This window comes from Mycobacterium sp. DL592, from assembly GCF_011694515.1.
In the GTDB taxonomy this organism is placed as follows: Bacteria; Actinomycetota; Actinomycetes; order Mycobacteriales; family Mycobacteriaceae; genus Mycobacterium.
Window position 1 is genome coordinate 1,840,152 of the sequence record NZ_CP050192.1, and the last position, 24,438, is coordinate 1,864,589.

General features: G+C 68.3%; 23 protein-coding genes and 1 pseudogene. 10 read left to right on the forward strand and 14 right to left on the reverse strand.

What is annotated here, in order from left to right; translation table 11 throughout:
- The first annotated feature begins 47 nt into the window (after window positions 1-47).
- Window positions 48-1,076, forward strand: coding sequence for a dihydrodipicolinate reductase (locus HBE64_RS08880; protein WP_243841625.1), 1,029 nt, complete (start codon window positions 48-50; stop codon window positions 1,074-1,076).
- A gap of 36 nt (window positions 1,077-1,112) precedes the next feature.
- Window positions 1,113-2,816, forward strand: coding sequence for an Hsp70 family protein (locus tag HBE64_RS08885; RefSeq protein WP_167100513.1), 1,704 nt, complete (start codon window positions 1,113-1,115; stop codon window positions 2,814-2,816).
- Here the strand turns inward: HBE64_RS08885 and HBE64_RS08890 are convergent.
- Genes HBE64_RS08890 through HBE64_RS08900 form a run of 3 tightly spaced genes read right to left on the reverse strand, consistent with a single transcriptional unit; the run spans window position 2,813 to window position 5,131 of the window.
- Window positions 2,813-3,895 carry a class I SAM-dependent methyltransferase gene (locus HBE64_RS08890; RefSeq protein WP_167100516.1) on the reverse strand — a complete coding sequence of 361 codons (1,083 nt, stop codon included), beginning with the start codon at window positions 3,893-3,895 and terminating at the stop codon, window positions 2,813-2,815. The genes HBE64_RS08885 and HBE64_RS08890 overlap by 4 nt on opposite strands.
- A 1-nt stretch (window position 3,896) precedes the next feature.
- Window positions 3,897-4,133, reverse strand: coding sequence for a DUF1049 domain-containing protein (locus HBE64_RS08895; protein WP_167100519.1), 237 nt, complete (start codon window positions 4,131-4,133; stop codon window positions 3,897-3,899).
- Between the two features lie 50 nt (window positions 4,134-4,183).
- Entirely contained in the window at window positions 4,184-5,131 is a 948-nt protein-coding gene (locus tag HBE64_RS08900; RefSeq protein WP_167100522.1) for an SDR family oxidoreductase, read from the reverse strand.
- Between the two features lie 58 nt (window positions 5,132-5,189).
- On the opposite strand from HBE64_RS08900, the gene HBE64_RS08905 reads away from it, so the two are divergent.
- From HBE64_RS08905 to HBE64_RS08915, 3 genes are read left to right on the forward strand one after another with little or no spacing between them, the layout of a single operon-like run.
- On the forward strand, window positions 5,190-5,870 hold the full coding sequence (locus tag HBE64_RS08905; protein ID WP_243841549.1) for a TetR/AcrR family transcriptional regulator: 681 nt from the start codon (window positions 5,190-5,192) through the stop codon (window positions 5,868-5,870).
- A 13-nt stretch (window positions 5,871-5,883) separates the two neighbouring features.
- Window positions 5,884-6,606, forward strand: coding sequence for an SHOCT domain-containing protein (locus HBE64_RS08910; RefSeq protein WP_167100525.1), 723 nt, complete (start codon window positions 5,884-5,886; stop codon window positions 6,604-6,606).
- Between the two features lie 18 nt (window positions 6,607-6,624).
- Complete coding sequence (locus HBE64_RS08915) at window positions 6,625-7,782, forward strand: zinc-binding dehydrogenase (protein WP_167100527.1); 1,158 nt, start codon at window positions 6,625-6,627, stop codon at window positions 7,780-7,782.
- On the opposite strand, the gene HBE64_RS08920 is transcribed toward HBE64_RS08915, so the two are convergent.
- The gene (locus HBE64_RS08920; protein WP_167100530.1) at window positions 7,779-8,402 is read right to left on the reverse strand and encodes an MBL fold metallo-hydrolase; all 624 of its coding nucleotides are present in this window, start codon (window positions 8,400-8,402) and stop codon (window positions 7,779-7,781) included. The genes HBE64_RS08915 and HBE64_RS08920 overlap by 4 nt on opposite strands.
- Window positions 8,399-9,484, reverse strand: a complete 1,086-nt coding sequence (locus HBE64_RS08925) for an S-(hydroxymethyl)mycothiol dehydrogenase (protein ID WP_167100532.1) — start codon at window positions 9,482-9,484, stop codon at window positions 8,399-8,401. Before HBE64_RS08925 ends, HBE64_RS08920 begins: the two co-directional genes overlap by 4 nt.
- A 106-nt stretch (window positions 9,485-9,590) precedes the next feature.
- On the opposite strand from HBE64_RS08925, the gene HBE64_RS08930 reads away from it, so the two are divergent.
- Window positions 9,591-10,400, forward strand: a complete 810-nt coding sequence (locus HBE64_RS08930) for a serine hydrolase domain-containing protein (RefSeq protein WP_167108952.1) — start codon at window positions 9,591-9,593, stop codon at window positions 10,398-10,400.
- A gap of 108 nt (window positions 10,401-10,508) precedes the next feature.
- A complete protein-coding gene (locus HBE64_RS08935) occupies window positions 10,509-11,021 on the forward strand; it encodes a DUF3145 domain-containing protein (protein ID WP_167100535.1) in 513 nt (170 codons plus the stop codon).
- 7 nt (window positions 11,022-11,028) lie between these two features.
- On the opposite strand, the pseudogene HBE64_RS24990 reads toward HBE64_RS08935, so the two are convergent.
- A pseudogene (locus tag HBE64_RS24990) lies at window positions 11,029-12,499 on the reverse strand (DUF222 domain-containing protein).
- A 59-nt stretch (window positions 12,500-12,558) separates the two neighbouring features.
- On the opposite strand from HBE64_RS24990, the gene HBE64_RS08945 reads away from it, so the two are divergent.
- Window positions 12,559-12,993 (forward strand): SRPBCC family protein, encoded by a 435-nt coding sequence (locus tag HBE64_RS08945; protein ID WP_167100537.1) that lies wholly within the window; start codon window positions 12,559-12,561, stop codon window positions 12,991-12,993.
- Here the strand turns inward: HBE64_RS08945 and HBE64_RS08950 are convergent.
- Together HBE64_RS08950 and HBE64_RS08955 are read right to left on the reverse strand one after the other, a co-directional pair.
- Window positions 12,990-13,886, reverse strand: a complete 897-nt coding sequence (locus tag HBE64_RS08950) for a diacylglycerol kinase (RefSeq protein WP_167100540.1) — start codon at window positions 13,884-13,886, stop codon at window positions 12,990-12,992. The two genes, HBE64_RS08945 and HBE64_RS08950, sit on opposite strands and share 4 nt — an antisense overlap.
- Window positions 13,883-15,457, reverse strand: a complete 1,575-nt coding sequence (locus HBE64_RS08955; protein WP_167108955.1) for an FAD-binding oxidoreductase — start codon at window positions 15,455-15,457, stop codon at window positions 13,883-13,885. The genes HBE64_RS08950 and HBE64_RS08955 overlap by 4 nt, the downstream gene beginning before the upstream one ends.
- Window positions 15,458-15,513: 56 nt before the next feature.
- Between HBE64_RS08955 and HBE64_RS08960 the strand changes: the two genes are divergently transcribed.
- Window positions 15,514-16,092 (forward strand): TetR/AcrR family transcriptional regulator, encoded by a 579-nt coding sequence (locus HBE64_RS08960; RefSeq protein ID WP_208300596.1) that lies wholly within the window; start codon window positions 15,514-15,516, stop codon window positions 16,090-16,092.
- Window positions 16,089-17,627, forward strand: a complete 1,539-nt coding sequence (locus HBE64_RS08965; RefSeq protein WP_167100543.1) for a glycerol-3-phosphate dehydrogenase/oxidase — start codon at window positions 16,089-16,091, stop codon at window positions 17,625-17,627. Before HBE64_RS08960 ends, HBE64_RS08965 begins: the two co-directional genes overlap by 4 nt.
- A gap of 3 nt (window positions 17,628-17,630) precedes the next feature.
- On the opposite strand, the gene HBE64_RS08970 is transcribed toward HBE64_RS08965, so the two are convergent.
- The 6 genes from HBE64_RS08970 to HBE64_RS08995 form a co-directional block, all read right to left on the reverse strand.
- Window positions 17,631-19,064: an acyl-CoA carboxylase subunit beta gene (locus HBE64_RS08970; RefSeq protein WP_167100546.1), complete on the reverse strand. Its 1,434-nt coding sequence runs from the start codon at window positions 19,062-19,064 to the stop codon at window positions 17,631-17,633.
- A 46-nt stretch (window positions 19,065-19,110) separates the two neighbouring features.
- Complete coding sequence (gene kasB, locus HBE64_RS08975) at window positions 19,111-20,373, reverse strand: 3-oxoacyl-ACP synthase KasB (protein ID WP_167100548.1); 1,263 nt, start codon at window positions 20,371-20,373, stop codon at window positions 19,111-19,113.
- Window positions 20,374-20,401: 28 nt separating this feature from the next.
- Window positions 20,402-21,652, reverse strand: a complete 1,251-nt coding sequence (gene kasA, locus HBE64_RS08980; RefSeq protein WP_167100551.1) for a 3-oxoacyl-ACP synthase KasA — start codon at window positions 21,650-21,652, stop codon at window positions 20,402-20,404.
- Window positions 21,649-21,942 carry a meromycolate extension acyl carrier protein AcpM gene (gene acpM / locus HBE64_RS08985; protein ID WP_163804014.1) on the reverse strand — a complete coding sequence of 98 codons (294 nt, stop codon included), beginning with the start codon at window positions 21,940-21,942 and terminating at the stop codon, window positions 21,649-21,651. The genes kasA and acpM overlap by 4 nt, the downstream gene beginning before the upstream one ends.
- Window positions 21,943-22,023: 81 nt before the next feature.
- Window positions 22,024-22,968 carry an ACP S-malonyltransferase gene (locus HBE64_RS08990; RefSeq protein ID WP_167100554.1) on the reverse strand — a complete coding sequence of 315 codons (945 nt, stop codon included), beginning with the start codon at window positions 22,966-22,968 and terminating at the stop codon, window positions 22,024-22,026.
- Window positions 22,969-23,105: 137 nt separating this feature from the next.
- Window positions 23,106-24,389 carry a CdaR family transcriptional regulator gene (locus tag HBE64_RS08995; RefSeq protein ID WP_167100558.1) on the reverse strand — a complete coding sequence of 428 codons (1,284 nt, stop codon included), beginning with the start codon at window positions 24,387-24,389 and terminating at the stop codon, window positions 23,106-23,108.
- Between the last annotated feature and the right edge of the window lie 49 nt (window positions 24,390-24,438).

Below are 24,438 nucleotides of genomic sequence, written 5' to 3' on the forward strand. Positions count from 1 at the left end.
GCGTGGCTAAGCGAATAGTGATCTGGGGTACCGGTTTCGTCGGCAAGATGGTCATCCCGGAGGTGCTCGCGCATCCGGAGTTCGAGCTGGTCGGGGTCGGTGTCAGCAACCCGGCCAAGGTCGGTGTCGACGTCGGCGAGATCTGCGGATTGCATGAACCGGTCGGGGTGGCTGCGACCGACGACATCGACGCACTGATCGCGCTGAAACCCGACGCGCTCGTGCACTACGGCCCGACCGCCGCGCACGCCGACGTCAACATCGACGTCATCAGCCGGTTCCTGAGTGCCGGGGTCGACGTGTGCTCGACGGCGATGACACCGTGGGTGTGGCCCAAGATGCACCTCAACCCGCCCAACTGGATCGACCCGATCACCCGGGCCTGCGAAGAGGGCCGATCGTCGTGCTTCACCACCGGCATCGATCCCGGTTTCGCCAACGACTTGTTCCCGATGACGCTGATGGGGCTGTGCTCGCAGGTGCGCCGGGTCCGCGCCTCGGAGTTGCTGGACTACACCAACTACGAGGGTGACTACGAGTTCGAGATGGGCATCGGGCGGGAGCCCGAATTCAAGCCGCTGCTGCAGAACTCCGATGTGCTGGTGTTCGCGTGGGGTGCGACGGTCCCGATGATCGCCTATGCCGCCGGGATCGAACTCGACGAGATCACCACGACCTGGGACAAGTGGGTGACCCCGACCGAGCGCAAGACGGTCAAGGGCGTCATCGAGGCAGGGCACGTGGCGGCCGTGCGGTTCACCATCAACGGCGTATACAAGGGCGAGACCCGCATCCAGCTCGAGCACGTCAATCGGATCGGGCACGACGCGGCACCCGACTGGCCCTCCGGCGAGCAGGACGACGTCTACCGCGTCGATATCGAGGGCACGCCGAGCATCTTCCAGGAGACCGCGTTCCGCTTCACCGACGGATCCGGGCGCGACGCCGCCACGGCGGGCTGCCTGGCCACCGGGCTGCGGGCGCTCAACGCCGTCCCGGCGGTGAACGATCTGTCCCCGGGATGGGTCACACCCCTGGATCTGCCCCTGATCCCGGGCCGCGGCACCATTCGCTGAGTAACGTCCGGGGCGGTCACACCGACAGTTTTGGTGATGACTGACCATACGAAACCGGCCATCGGCCTGTCGGTCGGTGCAACCACCCTGGTTGCGGTGACGTCGGACCGAAGTGTCACGCGCAAACCGGTTCTCACACTTCCCGGTCTGACGGTCACCGACTTCGTCGACCGCGTCGGCGACCCGGTGGGGATCGTCGCGCCCGACGGGTCGGTGCACGCGGCAGAAGCGTTGCTGGCGGACGCTCTGCGGGCACTGGCCTACGAGGCGACCGCCGGTCGGCCACTGCCGGGGGCCGCCGCCGTCACCTACCCCGCGCATTGGCGCCCCCGAGCCGTCGAGGCCCTGCGCCGCGCGCTCGGCCGCCTTCCGGAATGGTCAGCCGGCCAACCCCTGCTGATGCCCGATGCGGCGGCGGCCGCGACCGCGCTACAGGCCGATCCCGGGCTGCCGACGCGCGGCATCGTCGCGTTGTGCGACTTCGGCGGCAGCGGAAGCTCGATCAGCCTGCTCGACGCCGCTGCCGGCTACCGCCCGATTGAGGCGCCACTTCGGCATCTGGACTTCTCCGGTGACCTGATCGACCAGGGTGTGCTGGCCCATGTGGTCGCCGAACTGTCCGCCGGCGGGACGCTCGACGTCACCGGCACGTCGGCCATCGGGTCGCTGACCCGCCTGCGCGCCGACTGCCGGGCCGCAAAAGAACGCCTCTCGACGCTTTCGGTGACGGCGGTGCCCGCCGACCTGCCGGGATTCACCGGCGACGTGCGGCTGACCCGCACCGAACTCGACGACGTGGTGCGCCGCCCGCTGGCCGACGTGGTGTCCGCGGTGCGTGATCTGCTCGACCGCGCCGGGTTGCGGCCTGCCGATCTGGTGGCCGTCGCGTCGGTCGGCGGCTGCGCGGCCACCCCGGTGATCACCACGACGTTGTCCGAGCACCTGCGGGTACCCGTCGTCACCGCGCCCCGCCCGGCGCTCATCCCGGCGATCGGCGCGGCGCTGCGGGCCGCCCGCGGTCCGGCCGACGACAGTCCCACCGCGTTGGCCGCCGCGCCGGTGCTACCGGTGGCGCCGGCCGTCGACCTGGCCCCGCGGACTGGGGCGGGGCTGGCCTGGTCGCAGGCCCCTGATGTGCCCGACCTCGAGTTGCCGACGGCCGAGCCGGCTCCCGTCGTCCGTCCGCAGATCGATTTCGACCACGATCCCGCCGACGCGGTCGAGGTCCCGCAGCCGTGGTACCGGCGGCCATTGCCGGTGGTGGCAGCTGCCCTGCTGGTGATCGTGATGGCCGGGACGGCCGCAGGGGTGGCGCTGCGCAACGACAGCAGCGCTGCCGCACCGGCGCAGCCGACGCCGAGTGTCACCACCACACCTGAGGCCATTCCCACCGTCCAGGCCGTGGCGCCGCCCCCGACGTCTGCGGCACCGGTGCCGCTGCAGGCACCCGTCGAGCAGCCCGCGCCGCGGACCGTCGTACAGGTGCCGGCTCCGGTGACCCAGGTGGTTCAGGCGCCCCCGGTCACCACCGAGGCGCCGCCACCGCCGCCGGTGACCGAGACGTCGACCACGACCGTGGTCACCACCACGGTGTCGACGCCGCCGCCGGTCACCGAGACGGCGACCGTCACCGCACCGCCGGCACAGACTCAGCCGCCGCCGCTGATCCCGACCATCCCGCCGATCCCGACGATTCCCGGTCTGCCGCAGTTCTTCCCGCAGCCCAAGACGTCGGGCTAGGTCCCCCGTTTGGCCAGGACGAGATTGGCCAGCGGGATCGACATCTGTTCGGGCTTGGCGGCCAGGTGAGCCGCGACCCCGGCTTCCAGACGCTCGACGAATTCGGTTGTCCGCGAATCGGTGACGCCGCCGTCCAGCGCCGCGGCCAGGGTGGGGAAGATCGAGGCACGAAGGAACCCAGCCCAATTCGCGCCGAATGCCGTTGCGTCCTTGTCGGTCCGGTACTGCGCCCAGAACCGGTCCTCGGCGTTGAACAGCTCCAGGTGCTCGATCGAGAGGCCCTCGAAACGCCCCGATGGAGCGAACGGCGCGCGAAAGTCCTTCTCGTCGCGGCCCATCGACGGGATCGACATCCGCGCGGCCTCGGCAACGGTGACCAGGCCCTCATCCACCAATTCGTGCAGCACCGTCACGATCGCGTCGAATGCCGCCCGGAACCCCGAGCCGCCGTCGGGCTCGAGGCCTACGGTCAACACCACCAGGCGTCCGCCGGGGGCCAGTTCGCGGCCGCGGAACGCCACGAACTCGTGCCAGTCCTCGGCAGCCTGGCGGGCGTAGGCCCGGCGAGCCTGCTCGTCATGGCTGTAGGAGATCTGCACGTGGTCGGGGATCGGCGTGGGCATCCGGCTCAGCCAGTGCACGGCCCACGAACTCCAGCCCAACGCGATGCTGTCCGAGGGCAGGATCTGGGTGTAGAACGATCGTCCGACGGCGGAGGCGAAGGTCGCGGAATCCTTCTTCAGGTAGCTGTCCTGGTCGTCGGCCAACGTGGCGAACAAGGCGGTGAAGTCGTTGTCGGGGACGTCGGTGTGGGCCACCAGGATGGCATGGTCGGGGCGGGTGCGCCGGCGCACGATCCCGATCGCCGCGCAGATGGGCAGCAGCGAGTTGAACCCGTTGGCCGCGCCGTAGTCGGCGATCGCGATCGGCTGTGGCGCTCTGGGCAGCGGGACCGTCCGGGCCACCTCCTCGAAAAGCTCGATGGCAGAGCGTAATCCGGCGGCCTGCAGCCGTGAGGATGCGGTGTAGGTGGCGCTGTCCATCGGCTGTGGACGCACCACGATGCTGGACTCGGGCACGTCAGGCTCGGCGACGGCGGTGCAACAGCAGCCCGACCACGATGCCCACGACGAGCATCGCGGTCAGCAGCAGCCACATCGGTGACTCCACGGTGATCCACAGAACGTGTACCTGCTGGCGATCGCGGTTCTGGCCGATGAAGACCGCCGCGAGCGCCACCAACAGGATGGCCAGCCAGTAACGCAGCGCGAAACGCTGCACCGCGCCGCCCGAGGGTTTGGTTTCGTCAGGTGACATGGCGACCTCCCGTACTTGCTTCTCAGCAGGTGACGGTAGTCGTCCGACGGTCAATTGTTCGGATAACTCACCCCGGTGAGCTTCTCGGAGATCTGCCAGAGCCGCCGGCAGCCCTCGGCGTCGGTGGCGCGGGGCAGGATCTTGCCCTCCTTGACCCCGCCGCCGACCATCTCCATGAACCCGGTGGGCCCGTAGAACTTGCCGCCCTGGGCGTTCGGGTCGACCGCGGCGTACAGGGTAGGGATGATGCCCTCGTCGACCTCCTGCCACATGAACGGCATGTAGCGCCAGCTGAACTGGTAGAACCGCGCGATCGCGGTCGGCTTGTCGCGCCCGTGTGACGGCCCGCTGATCTGCAGATTGGTCTTGCACAGGCCGGGATGGGCGGCGTTGGACATCAACCCCCAGCCGTGCTGGCGGCTGAGCCGGTCGAGCTCGATGGCGAACATCAGCGTCGCACTCTTGGACTGGGAGTAGGCCGCGTTGGCCGAGTAGCTGCGCTCGAAATTGGGATCGTCGAAGTTGATGCCGCCGAGCCGGGCGGCCAGGCTGCTCAGCGACACGACGCGCGGATTCTGGGCAGCCCGCAGCAGCGGCAGGACGTGGGCGGTGAGGGCGAAATGGCCCAGATGGTTGGCCCCGAACTGGAGCTCGAAGCCGTCGGAGGTGGTGTCACGCTCCGGCGGCTGCATGACGCCGGCGTTGTTGACGAGGATGTCGATCGGGCGGCCTTCGGCGTTGAGCTCCTCGCCGAGGGCGGCGACGCTGGCCAGCGAGGACAGGTCGATGCTCTTCAGGGTCAGCTTCGCGGCGGGGACGGCGGCGCGGATCTCGGCGGCCGCCGCTTCGCCCTTGGCGCGGTTGCGGATCGCCATGATCACGTCCGCGCCGGCGGCGGCGAAGCGCTTGGCCACGCCGAGGCCCAGGCCGCTGTTGGAGCCGGTGACGACGGCGAGTTTTCCGGACAGATCGGGAACGGTGAGGGAGAGGTCAGCCATGCCGGCGACATTAACAGAACACCGGTCTGATAACAATAGAACGGAGGTCTGCTAAATTATGGCCGTGACGCCGACCTTCCAGCGGGCCCGCAGGCCCGAGCAGATGGCCGCCCGGCGCTCGGCCATCCTGGCCGCGGCGCGCGAGGCGCTGGCCGGCGGTGGGATCGACGAGGTCACCCTGCGCGATATCAGCGAGCGGGTCGGCCTAGCCAAGTCGAACGTGCTGCGCTACTTCGAGAGCCGCGAAGCCATCTTCCTGGAGGTGCTCGACGAGGAGTGCCGGTCCTGGCTGGTGGATCTCGAGGCGCGCCTGGGTCGGCCGCGCACTCGGAAGCCCGCTTACGCCAGCGAGATTCGCGTGGCAGACGTCATCGCCGACTCGCTGGTGGAGCGGGCCATGCTGTGCGAGCTGCTGGGCGCGATGGCCGGGGTTCTGGAGCGCAACATCTCCGTCGAGTTCGCCAGGGACTTCAAGGTTCGGGCTGTGCAGACGATCGCCGAGCTTTCCGGTGTCGTCGGCAGGCAGCTGCCGTGGCTGGCCGAGGATTTCCTGGGCTTCATCGGTGAGGGCATTCTGTCGCTGGTAGCGGGCACGTATCCGTTCTCGGTGCCCACCGAGTCCGTGCGTCAGGCGGTCCAGGAGCTCGGCCTTCCCGATCCGGGGTGCCGCTTCGCCGAGGGCCTGCACGCCGGGTTGAGAACCTGGCTGATTGGTGCGGCGGCGCAGAGCCCGGCGTGACACACTTCCGCCCATGAAGGGCACCTGGTCGGTCTCCCGCATCATGGCCGTCTTCGGAATCGTCACCATGCTCGTCGGCGGGATCGGGTTCGCCATCGTGATGGCACTCAACGCGTTCGTCCTCGACGAGTTCGACGCCTACGGCGAGGTGCCGATCCCGGGCTCGGCCCAGATCGAGCTGCCTGCCGGTGAGGTGCAGATCAGCTTCCACACCTCGGTGACCGGGTCGGCCTCGGGAAGTTTCCCGGTGCCGGCGCTGCGCCTGAGCATCATCCCGCCCGAGGGTGCCGCCGATCCGGTGCTCACCGAAAGTCGCGGTGTGACAACGACCGTCAACAGCGACACTCATTTGCGGATCTGGACCGCAAAGGTCCCCACCGCGGGCGTCTACCGGATCACCACCGGCGGCAACGTCAACGGCTATATCGACCCGCGGCTGGCGTTCGGGCACGCGAGTGACTACGGCTATCTGCACTGGGTCTTCGCCGCGATCTTCGGGGTGGGGTTGCTCGACGTGATCCTGTCGCGGGTGTTCAAGCGCATACACAGCGGCAGCCGACCACCCGGTGTGGGGCTCCAGGAGGTGCCCGCCACGCTTGCGGCCGCCGACCCGTTTACCCCGACCGATCAGGGTGTCCGGCTCGAGCAGCTGAAAACCATTGCTGCGTTGCGCGATTCGGGTGCGCTGACCGACGCTGAATTCGAGGCGGAGAAGCGCCGAATACTCAAGGGGTAGGCGTCTACACTCGGCCACGTGAAGGCTGTCAGCTGTGTGCACGGGACCCTGTCGGTAGTCGAGATGGCCGCGCCGCGGCCCGCCGAGGGGCAGCTGGTGCTCGACGTGCACAGCTGCGGCATCTGCGGGTCCGACCTGCACGCCAAGGACCACGGCGACGAGCTGGCCGATGTGCTCGACGAGGTCGGCTACCACGACTGCATCCGCAGCACCACGCCCACGGTGATGGGCCACGAGTTCTCCGGGGAAGTGGCCGAGCGTGGCGCCAAGACCCCGAAGTCGCTCAAGGAAGGCACCCGGGTGGTGTCGTTCCCGATGGTGCGGGGCCACGGCGGCGTGCACCTGACCGGGCTGTCCCCGCTGGCGCCGGGCGGGTACGCCGAACAGGTGCTGGTCGAGGCGGCGATGACGTTTCCGGTGCCCAACGGGCTGTCGATGGACATCGCGGCGCTGACCGAGCCGATGGCGGTGGCCCTGCACGCGGTGCGGCGCAGCGAGATCAAGAAGAGCGACACCGCGATCGTCATCGGCTGCGGGCCGGTGGGGCTGGCGGTGATCTGCCAGCTCAAGGCCGTCGGCGTCGAGACCGTCGTCGCCAGCGACTTCTCGGCGGGCCGGCGTGCCCTGGCCAACCGCTGCGGCGCCGACATCGTGGTGGACCCGAAGGTCGACTCGCCCTACGACAGGGCCGAGGGCAAGGGTGTGGTCACCGACTTCTCCGGTCTGGCCGACCTTGCCGTCGGGTCGATGGAGAAGCTGCGCAAGCTGCCCGGCTGGCAGCATCTGTACCGCGTCGCCGACGCGCTCGGCGCGGCCGGCCCCAAGCGGCAGGTGATCTTCGAATGCGTCGGCGTGCCGGGGATGATCGACGGTGTCATCGGTGCCGCCCCGCTCAACGCCCGGGTGGTCGTCGTCGGCGTGTGCATGAGCGACGACAAGATCCGACCCGCGATGGCCATCGGCAAAGAGATCGACCTGCGGTTCGTATTCGGTTACACGCCACTGGAATTCCGCGACACCCTGCACATGCTGGCCGATGGCAAACTGAACGCCACTCCACTGGTGACCGGCAAGGTGGGACTCGGCGGTGTCGCCGCAGCCTTCGAGGCGCTGGGCGACCCGGAGACCCACGCGAAGATCCTGATCGATCCCCGCAGCGCGGCTACTGCGCCCTAGCTGCCTTTGGCCACCCAGTCGTCGTAGTTCACCAGCTCGTCGCCGATCCGGGTGGTGTCACCGTGACCGGTGTAGACGACGGTGTCGGCGGGCAGCTTGCCCAGCTTGTCCTTGATCGACCCGAGGATCGTCGGGAAGTCGGAGAACGACCGGCCCGTCGCGCCCGGGCCGCCCTGGAACAGGGTGTCGCCGGAGAACACCGCCCCCAGCGCCGGGGCATACAGGCAGGTGGAACCGGGGGAGTGGCCCGGGGTGGCGATGGCGTGTAGCTCGATACCGTCGGCCTTGAGAATCTGGCCGTCCTCGATGGTGCCGAACTGCTTGTCGCCGTGCGTCATTCGCCACAGCATGTCGTCGGCGGGGTTCAGCAGCACCGGGGCGTCGAGGTCCTTGCTGAGCTGCGGGGCGACGGTGATGTGGTCGTTGTGGCCGTGCGTGCACACCACCGCGACGACGTGCCGGTTGCCGACGGCGTCTTCGATGGCCTTCGCGTCGTGGGCGGCGTCGATGACGATGACCTCTTTGTCGTCACCGACGATCCAGATGTTGTTGTCGACTTCCCAACTGCCGCCGTCGAGTTCAAAGGTGCCGTGGGTGACGACGCGCTCGATGCCGCTCACAGGACGACCACCGAGCGCAACACTTCACCGGCGTGCATCTTGTGGAAGGCGTCCTCGATGCCATCGAGGCCGATGCGCTCGGAGACGAACTTCTCTAACGGCAGCCGGCCCTGGCGGTAGAGGCTGATCAGGGTGGGGAAGTCGCGTTCGGGCAGGCAGTCGCCGTACCAGGACGACTTCAGTGCGCCGCCGCGGGAGAAGAAGTCCACCAGCGGCATTTCCAGTTTCATGTCCGGAGTCGGAACACCAACCAGCACAACGGTTCCGGCGAGGTCGCGGGCGTAGAACGCCTGCTTCCAGGTCTCCGGGCGGCCGACGGCGTCGATCACCACGTCGGCGCCGAACCCGTCGGTGAGGTCCTGGATGGTCTCGACCACATCGAACTCTTTTGCGTTGACGGTGTGGGTGGCGCCGAACTCGCGGGCCCAGGCCAGCTTGGTGTTGTCGGTGTCGACAGCGATGATCGTGCGGGCGCCCACCAGGGCCGCACCGGCGATCGCGGCATCTCCGACGCCGCCGCAGCCGATCACGGCGACGGTGTCGTCACGGCCGACGTGGCCGGTGTTGACCGCTGCGCCGAGGCCGGCCATCACGCCGCAGCCGAGCAGCCCGGCCACCGCCGGGTCGGCTTCGGGGTCGACCTTGGTGCACTGGCCTTCGTGGACCAGGGTCTTGTCGGCGAAGGCGCCGATTCCCAGCGCCGGGGTGAGTTCGGTGCCGTCGGTCAGAGTCATCTTCTGGGTGGCGTTGAACGTGTCGAAGCAGTACCAGGGGCGGCCGCGCTTGCAGGCGCGGCACTGGCCGCAGACTGCGCGCCAGTTGAGGATGACGAAGTCGCCGGGCGCGACGTTGGTGACGCCGTCGCCGACGGATTCGACGGTGCCGGCGGCCTCGTGGCCGAGCAGGAAGGGATACTCGTCGTTGATGCCGCCCTCGCGGTAGGTCAGGTCCGTGTGGCAGACACCGCACGCCGTCACGTTGACCACGACCTCGCCCGGACCGGGATCGGGGATGACGATGTCGACGAGCTCGACGGGTTCGCCCTTCTTGCGAGAAATCACACCGCGCACTGTTTGACTCATGAGTCAAACCTTAGCGTGGGGGTGCCGGAATGCCTTATGCGAGTATCGCTGAGCGATACCGCAGGCCCCGGGCACTAGGCTCACCGCTGTGGCTGAGCCCCTCGACCTGATCGCTGACTGGCCGGTACCTGCAGCGTCGGCGGCGGTGGTGGGACCGGCGGGCGTGCTCGCGACCTATGGCGATCTGGCCGCCGAATACCGACTGGCGTCGGTGACCAAACCCCTCGTCGCCCGGGCTGCCCAGGTCGCCGTCGAAGAGGGGGTCGTCGAGCTCGACAGCCCGGCGGGACCGCCGGGCAGCACTGTCCGCCATCTGCTGGCCCACGCCTCGGGGTTGTCGATGCATTCCGCGGAGGTCATGACCGAGCCGGGCAAACGGCGGGTGTACTCGAACTACGGCTTCACCGTGCTGGCCGAAGCGATCGAGCAGAACTCCGGGATCGAGTTCGGGCGCTATCTGGACGAGGCGATCTTCGCGCCGTTGGGGATGGGTTCGTCACGGTTGGCCGAGGGTGCGGTCGCAGCCGGCTACGGCGGGGTGTCGACGGTGGCTGACCTGGCGGTATTCGCCGCTGACCTGCTGGTGCCGCGTACCGTCTCGGCCGAGATGCACGCAGCCGCGACCAGTGTGCAGTTCCCGGGGCTCACGGGTGTGCTGCCGGGGTTCGGCGTGCAGCGGCCCAACGACTGGGGGCTCGGCTTCGAGATCCGGGACGGCAAATCGCCGCACTGGACAGGGTCGGCGAACTCGCCGCGCACGTTCGGGCATTTCGGCCAGACGGGCACGTTCATCTGGGTGGATCCGGACCGCAGCCTGGCGCTGGTGGTTCTGACCGCGCGCGACTTCGACGAGTGGGCCAAACCGTTGTGGCCGGCTTTGTCTGATGAAGTTCTGAGAGAGTACAGCGCCGACTAGCGCAACAGGGGCCTCACAAGGCACAATAAACACGCACGAAACAACTGCATCTTCGGAAACACCAGGTCGTTGGGGAAGACGTCCCTCGTGGAGCCGAAGGAGCAAGGTATGCGTGCGTCGAACCAGTTCGCCGACGCGACGACTGGCGTGGTGTATGTGCACGCCTCGCCCGCGGCGGTGTGCCCACATGTCGAGTGGGCTTTGTCGTCGACCCTGAATGCCAGGGCGAATTTGAAGTGGACCCCGCAGCCGGCCATGCCTGGCCAGTTGCGCGCCGTGACCAACTGGGTTGGTCCGGTGGGCACGGGTGCGCGGTTGGCCAATGCGCTGCGCTCCTGGTCGGTGCTGCGCTTCGAGGTGACCGAGGATCCCAGCGCCGGCGTGGACGGCCAGCGGTACTGCCACACGCCGCAGCTGGGCCTGTGGAGCGGATCGATGAGCGCCAACGGGGACACGATGGTCGGTGAGATGCGCCTGCGTGCACTCATGGCCGCCGGCGCCGACACGTTGGCCTCGGAGCTGGATTCGGTGTTGGGCACCGCATGGGACGACGCGCTCGAGCCCTACCGCGACGGCGGCGACAGCGGTGAAGTGAGCTGGCTGAGCCGGGGAGTCGGCTGAGCCGCGATCAGAACGGCGGCGGCTTGCTGCGTTCAGCGACACGAGCGTCGTTGAGTGCGCGTTCCCGTTTGATGTAGCGGGCCCGATTCTGGGCACGGGTTCGCCGTCGCGTCGGCATCATCAGTGTGCGCGCGTGCGCCGGGTCCACCGCTTGCGGCGGTGGCAGTGGACTGGTCGTCACGTCCCATCGGGGGAACAACATGCGGCTGCCCGGATGGGTCACATAGGTCTGGCCCGTCGGCGAGGTCCACTCGACCGTTCCGTCGGGGAACTGGACGTCTGACCATCCGTTCCAGAATGTCTTGAGCAGGTGCTCTTTTCGGCATGTGCATTTCAGGTTCGACGGATGAGTCGGGCCGATCGGCCAGGGGATGGTGTGGTCGATGTCGCAGAATTCGGCGGGCACGTCGCAGTTCGGGAAACGGCATGTGAGATCACGGAATCGGACGAACTCCGCCAGCGCCGCCGACGGCCGGTACCCGGGCTCGGGTTGGTCGGACGGCTGGCGGATGTGGCGCACTGTGGCGCCCCCGCGGACCAGTTCGGCCAGCAACGGAGTCGGAACTATCCCGCCGCGACCGGTCAGCGTCGCCGTCGGCTTCCGGTCCGGTGGATCGGCAGGGGAGTCGACGGTGTCGACACCGTCGCCCGACATGTTCGGGTCCGGTTCGATCGTGTCGACGTCGGCGTCGGTCACGACATGGATGACGACAGCGGCGGTGCGGCCGTCATCGTCGGCGGCCGGGCAAGCCGGCGATCCGCATTGGCAGGCGAGGTGATCCGCACCGGAGGCCAGCGCGCCGAGTGCGTCGGCCCGCCGTTGCCCGGTGGTCCGCGGGTCGTCGTCGCACACGCCGCGCGCCATCTGCATGAGGCGACGGTCGAGCAGGGCGGCATCCGGTGGCGTACAGACGGCCGCGCAGTGACGTCGAGCCCGGGGTGTCGTGTTGGGCGCCGAACTGGACGTCACGTTCCCGAGCGCGAGACCGGGTCTGGTGAAGGGCGCCGGGGTCGATCTGATCGACCCATGCGTCGATCGCCGTCTCCAGCTTGTAGACCGATAGCACGCCCCAGGACCGGGCGTGCTCGGCGAGGGCAGCGTCGATGCGCTCCAGCGCGGTTGGGTCTTGGATGAGGTCGGTGCGATCGGCGATCACCGAGCACACCCGGTGGCTGATCAGGCCGTCCATGAACAACTGGGCAACCTGTGGCAGGCGGTAGCGCAGCGAGAGGCCCAGGTGCATCTCCCCGGACGCCCGGCCCCGGCTGATGCCCAGGGCCGCGCCGATCTCGGCAGCGGCCGCATCCCACGGATCGCAGGCCCAGTAGGCCCGCTCGTCGTCACCGCATCGGCGGCGCACCAGTTCGCTGATCGCCGCGATGCGCCGGGCCGCGGTCTGCGACTCCTGGCGGGCGAGGTCCTGGATCGCGGAGACGACGGCTGCGTCGCTGGCGGATCGAAGACCACTATCGAACATAAGTTCGAGTATACCGGCGGCCCCGACAAGAATCGGCGGGTCGCGCCTAGCCTGGGCCTATGGTCCAGATTGACGTCGAACGCACCATCGCCGCGCCGCCCGAAGCGGTCTTCGAGTGGCTGGCCGACCCGGCGAACCTCACGACCGCACCCCTGCTGTTGCAGGCCGGCTGGGTCAAAGGCGTCTCTGAGCCGGGTGTGGGCGCGGTGCGGAAGGCGGTCGCTACCGGTATGTGGTTCCGCGAGGAGATCACCGCCTACGACCCGCCGCACAGCTACTCGTACCTGATCATCAGCTCGGTCCCGGCCTTCGACCACGAGGGCGGCACCCTGACATTCACACCGGCGCCCGGCGGAACCCGCGTCCGGTGGGAGTCGCGCTATGCGCATCCGGTGCGTGCCGGTGGAAAGGTCATGGAGGCGCTGACTTCTCGGCTGCTCCCGTGGAACTTCGGCGCAATTCTGCAGGCCTGCGCAACGGCACTGGAACGCTAGGCCGGAACGAAGATCTTCAACGCGCCGGGCACCGCGGAGATCTCGGCGGGAAGCGGGCAGACGTAGTCGCCGTCGGCGTAGGCGTTGATGCCGGGGGATTCGACGGTGATGGTCCTGGCCCGGTCGACGGTGACCTCGTCGAGGTTGACGTGCGTACCCTTGAACACCGTCGGGAACAACCGGATGAGCCTGGTACGTGACGCCGAATGCACCATCGTGATGTCGAGCATCCCGTCAGAGTGGTTGGCGCCCGGGCAGATCTGCATTCCGCCGCCGTAACTCCGGGTGTTTCCGAACGCCGCCAGCGTCAGCCTCGTGTTGATCTCGCGCTGCCCGTCGAGGACTATCCGGAACGGCAACAGTCGCAGCTTCGACAACTCGGCCACCATCGCGACGTTGTAGCGCATCCGCCCGTGCGGCCAACTCATCCGGTTCACCCGATCGCTGACGAGCGAGTCGAAACCTGTTGCGGCAACAGTGCCGAACCACGTGCTGCTGCCGTCGGTGCCCTTGATGAGACCAAGGTCGACTGTCTCGGTGTGCCCTGCCGCGATGATGTCGACGGCGCGTTCGGGATCTGCGGTCGGCAACCGGTACTCCCGGGCATGGTCGTTGCCGGTGCCCGCGGGCACGATTCCCAGCGGAACGTCGGTGCGCGCCAGCGCCTGCAGCGCCAGCCGGATCACCCCGTCGCCGCCGACGACGACCAGTGCATCCGTGCCCCTGCTCAACGCCTCGTCGACCAGTTGCCGGGCATGCGCGGCATCGCGGCCGACGATCGCCACCACGTCGATCCCGAGCTCCTGGAACCGGGCCACCGCCCGTTCCGAGGCGTGCGGCGCATTGCCGTGCCCCGACATCGGGTTCGTCAGCAGCGTGACGGTACCGGTCATGGAATGAGCTTGCCCGGGTTGAGGATTCCGGCCGGATCCACCGCCTGCTTCACCGCGCGCAGCACCTTCACGCCGAGCTCGCCAACCTCGGCGGTCATCCACGGCCGATGGTCGGCCCCCACGGCATGGTGATGGGTGATCGTCGCACCGACACGGGTGATCGCTTCGCAGGCAGCGACTTTCGCGGTCCGCCACTGCTCGGCGACATCCCCGCGCTGCCCGGCCACGACCGTGAAGTACAGCGACGCTCCGGTGGGGTACACATGCGAAATGTGGCACATCACCAGCGCCGGTGTCCCGCTTTCGGCGAGCGAATTGGTCAGTGCCTCGGTCACGGCCGCCTTCAGGTTGGGCACGTTGGCCCAGGTGGTCGCCGTTTCAAGGGTCTCGCAGAGTGCGCCTGCGGCCAGCAGCGAGTCGCGCAGATAAGGCGCGTCGAAGCGGCCGTGCTCCCAGGCGCGGGCCGGGCCTTCGCCCAGCGATGTCCCGCCGTTGGCCTCCAGCACGGCCCGGGTCTCGGCGTGCCGGCTCTCGGCATGCGCGGCGCTGCCCTCGAACACCGTGATGCCCAGGCATCCACCGGTGATGGTCTGCTCACCGATGTTGCCGGTGGTGGCCAGGTTGACGCCCGTCTCGGCCTCGTCGGACAACCGCAGCACGGTCGGGCCGGTGCCGATCTGGGTGACGGCGCGCAGCGCCGCCGCGCCGGTGGTGAAGTCGGGGAATGACCATGCCTCGTAGCGCACGGCCTCCGGAATAGGGTGCACGCGCAGCCGCACCCGGGTGATGACGCCGAAGACACCCTCCGATCCGGAGAACAGCTCGCGCAGGTCCGGCCCGGCCGCCGTCTCCGGTGCCCGGCCCAAGTCCAGCACGCCGACGGGGGTCACCACACGAAGGCCGCGGATCATGTCGTTGAACCGGCCGTACCCAGCCGAGTCCTGTCCCGAGGAGCGGGTGGCCGCGTACCCGCCGATCGTCGCGAAGCGGAAGCTCTGCGGGAAATGTCCGAGTGAGAAGCCCCGCTCGCCCAGCAGTCGCTCCGCGTCCGGCCCGGTGACGCCGGCGCCGAGTTCGGCCTCTTGTGAGGTCTCGTCGAGCGAGTGCAGCTCGTCGAGGCGGCGCAGATCCAGCGACACGACCGAACCGAACTGCCCGCGAATCGGATCCAGACCACCGACCACGCTGGTGCCACCACCGAACGGCACCACCGCGATGCCGTGCTCGGTGCAGTAGGCCAGCACCGCCGCGATCTCGTCCTCGCCGGCAGGCAGCAGCACGGCATCCGGCGCGTCCTGATGAATTTGCTTGCGGCGCAACAGGTCCAGGGTCGACTTGCCGCCCGCGTACAGCAGGCGCTCGCGGCCCGTCCGGATGTAGTCGGCACCGACGATCGCGGCGAGTCCGTCGCGGTCGGTGTCAGGCAGCGACGACTGCCGGATCTGCACCTCGTCGATGCCGGGTGCGGCGATGGTGGTGGTCGTTACGCCGAGGGCCTGTTCGAGCAGGCTGCGAATCCCGTCGGACAGCGGCTTGGCTGCCTGGGGGTCGCCCCAGGCGTTCCACGCCATCGGCGGAATGAGGGTGGTGTGGGCGGCATCGTTGCGCATGCGTTACAGTATTACACATGCTGTCAATCAGTAACGCAGAGTCGGTGGACATCGACGACCGAATCCTTACCGCGGCGGCCAGCTGCCTGCGGGATTACGGCGTGGAACGGGTCACCCTGGCCGAGATCGCCCGCCGGGCCGGCGTGAGCCGCCCGACGATCTACCGGCGCTGGCCCGATACCCGCGCCATCGTGGCGTCACTTCTCACCGACCGGATCACCGGCACCTGGAAGTCGGTTCCCGCGCGCCGGCCGGGTCGCGAAGGCCTCGTGGCCCGCATCGTCGAGGTGGCCCAGCGGCTGCGCGACGACGAGCTGATCGTCTCGGTACTGCGCTCGGCGCCCGACCTGGCGATGGTCTACATCGCAGGCCGGCTCGGCACCAGCCAGCAGATCCTCATCGACCTCGTAGAAGACGAACTGCGAGCCGGCCAGGCCGACGGCAGCGTCCGGGCCGGCGATGTCCGCCAGATGTCGGCGATGGTCCTGCTGATCGCCCAGTCGTCCATTCAGTCGGGCGCGATCGTCGAGACCATCCTCGACGCGCCGGCCCTGGCCGTCGAGCTCGCCCGCGTCCTGAACGGATATCTCGCATGAGTGATCTCACCGCCCTCAACGCCGCTCGCCGCAGCGCCGATCTTGCTGCGCTCGGTGACACCGGACTCGTCGACGTGGTCGTCATCGGCGGCGGCATCACCGGTACCGGCATCGCGTTGGATGCCGCCAGCCGTGGCCTCTCGGTCGTCCTGGTGGAAAAGCACGACCTGGCCTTCGGGACCAGCCGGTGGAGCTCCAAGCTGGTGCACGGCGGGCTGCGCTACCTGGCCACCGGAAACGTCGGCATCGCACGGCGCAGCGCCGTCGAACGCGGAATCCTGATGACCCGCAACGCGCCCCATCTGGTCCACGCCATGCCCCAGCTCGTACCGTTGCTGCCGTCCATGAGCCACGCCCAACGGGCGCTGGTGCGAACGGGATTCGTCGCCGGGGACGCACTGCGTGTGCTCGCCGGTACGAAGTCCTCGACGCTGCCGCGCTCGCGCCGGATCGGCGTCCAGCAGGCCGTGGCGATGGCGCCGACGGTACGCCGCGACGGGCTCGACGGCGCGCTGCTGGCCTACGACGGCCAGCTCATCGACGACGCCCGACTGGTCACCGCCGTCGCCCGTACCGCCGCCCAGCACGGCGCACGGATCCTCACCCGGGTGTCGGCGGAATCCGCCACCGGCGACTCGGTGCGTCTGGTCGACGAGATCACGGGGGAGACCCTGAGCCTGACGGCCCGCACGGTCATCAACGCCACCGGGGTGTGGGCCGGCGAGGTGGACTCGTCGATCAAACTGCGCCCCAGCCGTGGCACGCATCTGGTGTTCGACGCCGCCTCGTTCGGCAATCCCGTTGCAGCCCTGACCATTCCAATCCCCGGCGAGATCAACCGCTTCGTGTTCGCCATGCCCGAACAACTCGGCCGGGTCTACCTGGGCCTGACCGACGAGGACGCGCCAGGGCCGATTCCCGACGAGCCGCAGCCGACCGACGCCGAGGTCACCTTCCTGTTGGACACCGTCAACACCGCCCTGGGCACCGCGCTGGGCGCCGCCGACATCATCGGTGCCTACGCGGGTCTGCGGCCACTCATCGACACCGGCGAAGGCCGGACATCCGATCTGTCCCGTGACCACGCCGTCCTCGAATCGGGGTCCGGGCTGTTCAGTGTGGTGGGCGGCAAGCTGACCGAGTACCGGCACATGGCCGAAGACACATTGGACCGCGCGCTGACGGCCAGGTCGATCGTCGCGGGCCGGTGCCGCACCCGTAATCTGCCGTTGGTCGGGGCACCTGCCAATCCCGTTGCCGCCCTGCGCACCTCGAGTGAGATCCCCGGCTCGCTGGTCGCCCGCTACGGGGCGGAGTCGCCCAACGTCATCGCCTCGGCGCGGTGTGACAGACCGACCGAGCTCGTCACCGATGGCATCGACGTGACCCGGGCCGAGTTCGAGTTCGCCGTGACCCACGAAGGCGCGCTGAGCGCCGACGACATCCTCGATCGGCGCACCCGGATCGGACTGGTCGCCGCCGACCGGGAGCGGGCGCTGCCCGCGGCGCAGGAATTCCTGGCCGCAACCAGCTGAGGGCTACAGCGGGATGTTCTTGTGGCGACCGCGGCGGCCGGGGGCCTCGGCCAGCGCCTGAGTGACCTTGCTGCGGGTGTGTGAGGGGTCGATCTTCTCGTCAACCACGCCGATCTCGATGGCCGAATCCACGCCACCGGCGATCCGCTCGTGCTCGGCGGCCAGCTCCTCGTGCAGCGCATCGCGCTCGTGGTCTTCCGCGGCGGCCAGCTTCTTCTTGTGCAGGATCCCGACGGCGGCCTTGGCGCCCATAACGGCGACCTCGGCGTCCGGCCAGGCGAAGACCTTGGTGGCGCCGAGCGACCGCGAGTTCATCGCGATGTAGGCCCCGCCGTAGATCTTTCGGGTCACCAGCGTCACGCGGGGGACGCTGGCCTCACCGAAGGCGTGCAGCAGCTTGGCGCCGCGTCGCACGACACCGCCCCACTCCTGGTCGACACCGGGCAGGTAGCCCGGCACGTCGACGATGACGACCAGCGGGATGCCGAACGCGTCGCACAACCGCACCAGACGTGCTGCCTTCTCGGCACTTTCGGAGTTCAGGCAGCCGCCCAGGCGCAGCGGGTTGTTGGCCAGCACGCCGACGGTGCGACCGGCAAGACGGCCGATGCCGACCACGATGGAGGGAGCCCACTTGCCCTGGAACTCCTCGAACGACGAGTTGCCCTCGTCGTCGGAGTCTAGCAGCGCCTCCACCAACGGATGCACGTCGTAGGCGCGGCGGGGCGACTCCGGCAGCAGCGCGTGCAGGTCGACGTCGCCGGCCTCGGCCTTGCTGCGGTCGAAATGCCCCTGCTGGCTGAACAATCCGACCAGCCGGCGACCACGAGCATAGGCGTCGAGCTCGCTGTCGGCGACGATGTGGCACACACCGGACTTCTTGTGGTGGGTGTCCGGGCCGCCGAGCGAGGCCATGTCCACGTCTTCGCCGGTGACGCTGCGCACCACGTCCGGTCCGGTGACGAACACCCGGCCCTCGCTGGCCATGATGACGACGTCGGTCAGCGCGGGTCCGTAGGCGGCGCCGCCGGCGGCGAAGCCGACGACGACCGAGATCTGCGGGATGTAGCCCGAGGCGCGGATCATCGCCTCGAACACCAGGCCCACCGCGTGCAGCGCGCGTACGCCCTCGGCCAGCCGGGCCCCACCGGAGTGCCAGATGCCCACAATGGGGCTCTGCTCCTCGATGGCCCTGTCGTAGGCGTTGACGATGTGCTGGCAGCCCTCCACGCCCATGGCGCCGCCCATGACCGTGCCGTCGGTGCAGAACGCGATGGTCCGCACACCGTTGACGGTGCCGGATGCGGCCAGCACACCTGAGCGGTCACGCTCGTGCAGCAGCTCGACGGTGTCGTCGTCGAAGAAGGTGCGCAGGCGCAGCAGCGGATCGCGCGGGTCGAGCGATTCGCCGACCGTCTCAGGTGCCATGATCGTCATCCAAATCTCCTTTGTGCGCGCCGGTTGCCGCCAGCGCCTTCGGTTTTCAGTACTTTCCGAAAGCGATCGCGACGTTGTGGCCACCGAATCCGAATGAGTTGTTTACCGCGTATTGGTAGTTGCCTGGCCGGGGTTCTCCGGCCACCACATCCAGATCGATCTCCGGATCGAGGTTGCGCAGGTTGAGCGTGGGCGGGACGACGCCGTCCCGCAGCGCCATGATGGTCAGGATCGACTCCACCGCTCCGACGGCACCGACCGAGTGGCCCAGCGCCGACTTGGGTGCGTAGACCGCAGGGCGGTGCTTGCCCATCGCGTTGTTGATCGCCTTACCTTCCGCCACGTCACCAACCTGAGTGCCCGTCGCGTGTGCGTTGATGTGATCGATGTCGGTGGGTTGCAGCCCCGCGACCTGGATGGCCCGGGTGATCGCCTGTCCTGCCTGATCGCCGGTGGGGTCGGGAGCCACGATGTGGTAGCCGTCCGAGGTGATCCCCGCCCCCATGATGCGGGCCAGGATGTTGGCGCCGCGGGCCTTGGCATGTTCCTCGGTCTCGATCACCATCAGCGCGCCACCCTCGCCGAACACGAAACCGTTGCGATCCCGGTCGAACGGCCGGCAGGCACCGGCGGGATCGTCGTTCGTGGTCGACAAGACGATGCGCATCTGCGCGAATCCGGCAATCGGCACCGCCTCGATCTTGGTCTCGACGCCGCCGCAGACCGCGATATCGGCTTCGCCGAGAACGATCTGCCGCCACGCCTGGGCGATCCCCTCCGAACCCGAAGCACACGCTGAAACCGGAGTGATGACACCGGCTTTGGCTCCGAGCTCCAGGCCCACCGCCGCGGCTGCGGCGTTGGGCATGTACATCTGAACCGCCAACGGCGACACTGCGCGCAGACCCTTCGCGCGCATGCCGTCGTAAGCGAACACCAGCTCCTCGGTCGATCCCATACCGGTTCCGATCGAGACCATCAGCCGACGGGTGTCGACCTCCGGTGATCCGGCGTTCTGCCACACCCGCCGACCCAGGACGGTGGACATCTTCTGCAGGTACGACAACCGACGTAGTTCCACCCGCGTCAGCTCACCGTCGAACTCTTCGACGAGGTGTCCGCCGATCCGGACGGGCAAGTCGTACTTCTCGACGAACTCGTCCTCGAGAAGCCGGATCCCACTTTGCCCGTCCAGCAGCGCCTTCCAGGTGCTGTCGGCGTCAGATGCCAGGGCGGTCGTCATGGCCACGCCAGTGACGACCACATTGGGGAAACTCTTCCCCGTTGACAGTTGTGTCAACCCTGCCATTCTCTGTCGTTCGTCCTTTCCCCCAGGATCAGTAGCGCCCGAAGGCGAGCGCCACGTTGTGTCCTCCGAATCCGAACGAGTTGTTGATCGCGTACTGGTAGTCGCCGTAACGGGGTTCACCCGCAACCACGTCCAGGTTGATTTCCGGATCCGGTGTTTCGTAGTTCAGCGTCGGCGGGATGACACCGTCGCGCAGAGCCAGCACCGTGAGGATCGACTCCAGGGCACCAACCGCACCGATCGAGTGGCCGAGGGCCGACTTCGGTGCGTACACCGCGGCGTGGTCCACACCGGCGACCCGGATGGCGTTGGCCTCGGCGATGTCACCGATCGACGTTGACGTGGCGTGCGCGTTGACGTGGTCGATGTCCTTGGGGGACAAGCCCGCCAACTCCATCGCCCGGGTCATCGCCCGGCCGGCCCGCAGGCCGTCCGGAGCCGGCGCCACCATGTGGTAGGCGTCCGACGTGATGCCCGCACCCAACAGCCGGGCCAGCGGCTTCGCGCCGCGGGCTAGGGCATGCTCCTCGGTCTCGATGATCATGAGCGCACCGGCTTCGCCGAAGACGAATCCGTCGCGATCCTTGTCGAACGGACGGGATGCCCGCTCGGGCTCGTCGTTGCGGGTCGACATCGCGCGCATCATCGAGAACGTTGCGATGGGCAACGCCTCGATGCCGCCTTCGACGCCACCGCAGACCGCGAAATCGGCGTCACCCATGACGATTTGACGCCATGCGTGAGCGATGGCCTCCGACCCCGACGAGCAGGCCGACACCGGCGTGATGACGCCGGCGCGGGCCCCGAGCTCGAGGCCGACGACCGCCGCCGCACCGTTGGGCATGATCATCTGAACGGCGAGCGGGGACACCTTGCGGGGCCCGCCCTCGTTCATCGCGTCGTAGGTTTCGACGATCTTCTCGCCACCACCCAGGCCCGTACCGACGACGACGGCGAAGCGGTCGGGATCGACCTCCGGCTTGCCGGCGGTCTCCCACAGCTGAGCGCTGAGGAACTTCGACATCCGCTGCACGTAGGACATGCGGCGGAAGTCGAGCCGACCCATGTGGTCGTCGACCGGATCCTTGAGGTGCCCACCGATCTTGACCGGCAGATCCCATTTGGTGACGAAGTCGTCCTCGAGAACGCGGATGCCGCTCTCGCCGGCCAACAGACCCTTCCACGTGCTCTCAATGTCGCCCGCGACTGAGGTTGTCGCCGTAACGGCGGTCACCACAACATTGGGGAAACCGCCGTTAGCAGTGGAAGGCTTGGTCACTGTGCGAACTTCTCGCGCAGAGCAGCGGCAGCCTCGGGGTTCTCTTCCTCGAGCTTCTGGATGTAGTTCACGACGTCACCGACGGTGCGAAGGCCGGCCAGATCCTCGTCGGGGATCTTCACGCCGTACTTGTCCTCGGTCTGAACGGCGATTTCGACCATCGACAGCGAGTCGATGTCCAGGTCGTCGACGAAGGACTTCTCGGGGGTCACCTCGGACGGCTCGATACCGGTGACCTCTTCGATGATCTCGGCGAGACCGGCAATGATTTCTTCCTGGCTGGCGGCCACAGTGTGGCTCCCTTCGTAATCGGTTGTTCTACTTGGTAAATCAGTGGGTGTTGATGTGGTTGTCCTGGATCCGGCCCGCGTCTAGAGCTCGGTCAATTCGTCCAGGTCTGCGGGTGTCTTGACGGCGCGCGTCGCAACTCCCCGAAGTTCTCGTTTGGCGATACCGGTCAAGGCGCCCGCGGGCGGGAACTCGACGATCGCCTGCACTGCGAGCTGGCGCAGTGTTTCGGTGCACAGGTCCCAGCGCACGGGGCGGGTCAGCTGTGCGACGAGCTTGTCCATGGCGTCGGCCGCCGATGCGACCGGCTGGCCGTCGGCGTTGGACAGCAGCGTGGTGGTGGGCTCGGAGGTGACCACGTCGGCGGCCGCGGCGGCGTAACCGTCCAGCGCGGAGGCCATGAAGTGGGTGTGGAAGGCGCCTGCGGTGGCCAGCTGGCGCACCCGGGCCTTGGCGGGGGGATCCTCGGCCAGCTTCTCCAGCGCCGCGACGGCACCGGCGGCCACGATCTGCCCGGCGGCATTGCGGTTGGCCGGGATGAGGTCCAGCGCCTCCAGGCGGGCCAGCACCTCGGCCTCGTCGCCGCCCAGGACGGCCGACATGCCGGTGGGCTCCACCGCACAGGCCTTGGCCATCTCGGCGCCGCGGACGGCCGCCAGCTTGACGGCGTCGTCGGGGGAGATGACGCCCGCGATCGCGTACGCGGCGATCTCACCGACCGAGTGACCGGCCACGACGGTCTGCCCGCCGCTGCCATTCCCCGAGTCGCTGCGCTCCTGCCCGCCGGTCAGCGTCCCGCGCTTCACCAGTTCGGCGTTGGCCAGCAGGGTCGCCGCCACGACCAACGGCTGGGTGACCGCGGTGTCGGTGATCTCCTCAGCCGACGCCGTGGTGCCGAGCCGGGCCAGATCCAGACCACTGATCTGCGACCAGGTCGCAATCTGATCGGCAGAACCGGGCAACTCGAGCCATGGCGCGAGCATGCCGGGGGTCTGTGATCCCTGTCCGGGGGCGAGCAAAGCAATCACGTTCTTAAGGGAACACTGTGAAACGGGTTTTGCGCGGTGTAAGAGATTATGAACCTTGTCTTAGGTTTTTGTAGGTTGTCCACAAAAGTGCATGTGATGCGACTCCAATGAGACCATCCCGCGATCTGTGGCCTGGCTCACTTCATGCCGTTGATGCCCACCAGCGCCGGTGTGAGCTGGGCTACAGATCTGTTTGCCATGGTCTGAGGCGACGGCGGGTAGCCGAGCCGCGCGACCGTGGCGGCGACCCGCAGCACGTACGCATCGCGCGGCAGCGTGGGATCCCGGCCGGTGAAATCGGCCACCCGCTTTAGGCGGTACCGGACAGTATTTGGATGAACGAACAGTTTCCGCGCGCAAGCTTCAATCGCACCGCCGCTGTCGAGGTAGGCGTCGAGCGTGTCGGTGAGGGCCGGGCCGGCGTCGGCCAGTGGCCGCATGATCTCGGTGTGCAGCGCGGCGATCGCCGAGGCGTCACCGAGTAGCGCCCGCTCGGGCAGCAGTTCGCGGGCCAGCACCGGCCGCGGCGCCCCGCTCCAGCCGGCGACGGCGTTCATCCCCGAGATCGCCTCGGTGGCGCTGTAATGGGCGGCCGTCAGCATCGCCGCCGTCGGGCCGATGACCACGGGTCCGCTCGAGAACGCCGTCAGCAGCTGGTTGAAGAACTTGTCGGTCGGGGACAACGGCCCCGAGATGATCGCGATCAGCCAGGTGCCGTGCACGTCGGCCAGCGCTCCGCGATCGAAGCGGGCCGCGATCTCGCGGATGTCCTCGCTGGCCAGGTCCTCCCGCCCCGGCGGCGGGGTGCCGACGACCACCGTCGCGGGGGCGTTGGTATCCCAGTTCAGTGCCGCCGACCGGGATAACAGTTCCGGCCCGGCGTCCCCGCGCACGATGGCGTCGACCACGCTGGCCTCCATCCGGCTGTCCCACGAGCCGCGCGCCTCCGCGGCGTCGGCATAGGAGGCCGCGGCCGCGAACGCGAGGTCCCGGCTGTAGCGCAGGATGCCGATGGTCAGGGCGGTGAGCTGCTCGTCGGAGCGGGCCAGCAGCGGCACCACCTCTTCGAAGAATTCCATGGTGACCCGAACCATGTCGACGGTCTGGGCCAGCGCGATGCGGCGGGTGAGGTCCTGCGGGACCAGCTCGAAGGCCTGCGCGGTGTAGCCGACCTGGCTGGCCGGATCGCGCATCCACTCGACGAAGTTCACCACCGCGGCCTGCACCACCAGCTGGACGCTGGCGCGCTGCGAGGCCTCGAGCTCACCGAAGAACGGCAGCCGCTCCTCCATGGCGTGCACGGCCTGGGTGGCCAGCCGCCCGGAGTACTGCTTGAGCCGGCGCAGGGTCGACTCGGGCACGTTGGCCAGAACCGCCAAAGGCAGCGGCGGCGTCGCATCCGGGCGGGGATTGTCAGGCATCCCTAAAAGCTACGCCTCATTTATGGATGTTCCCACCAAAGGCGCGGGG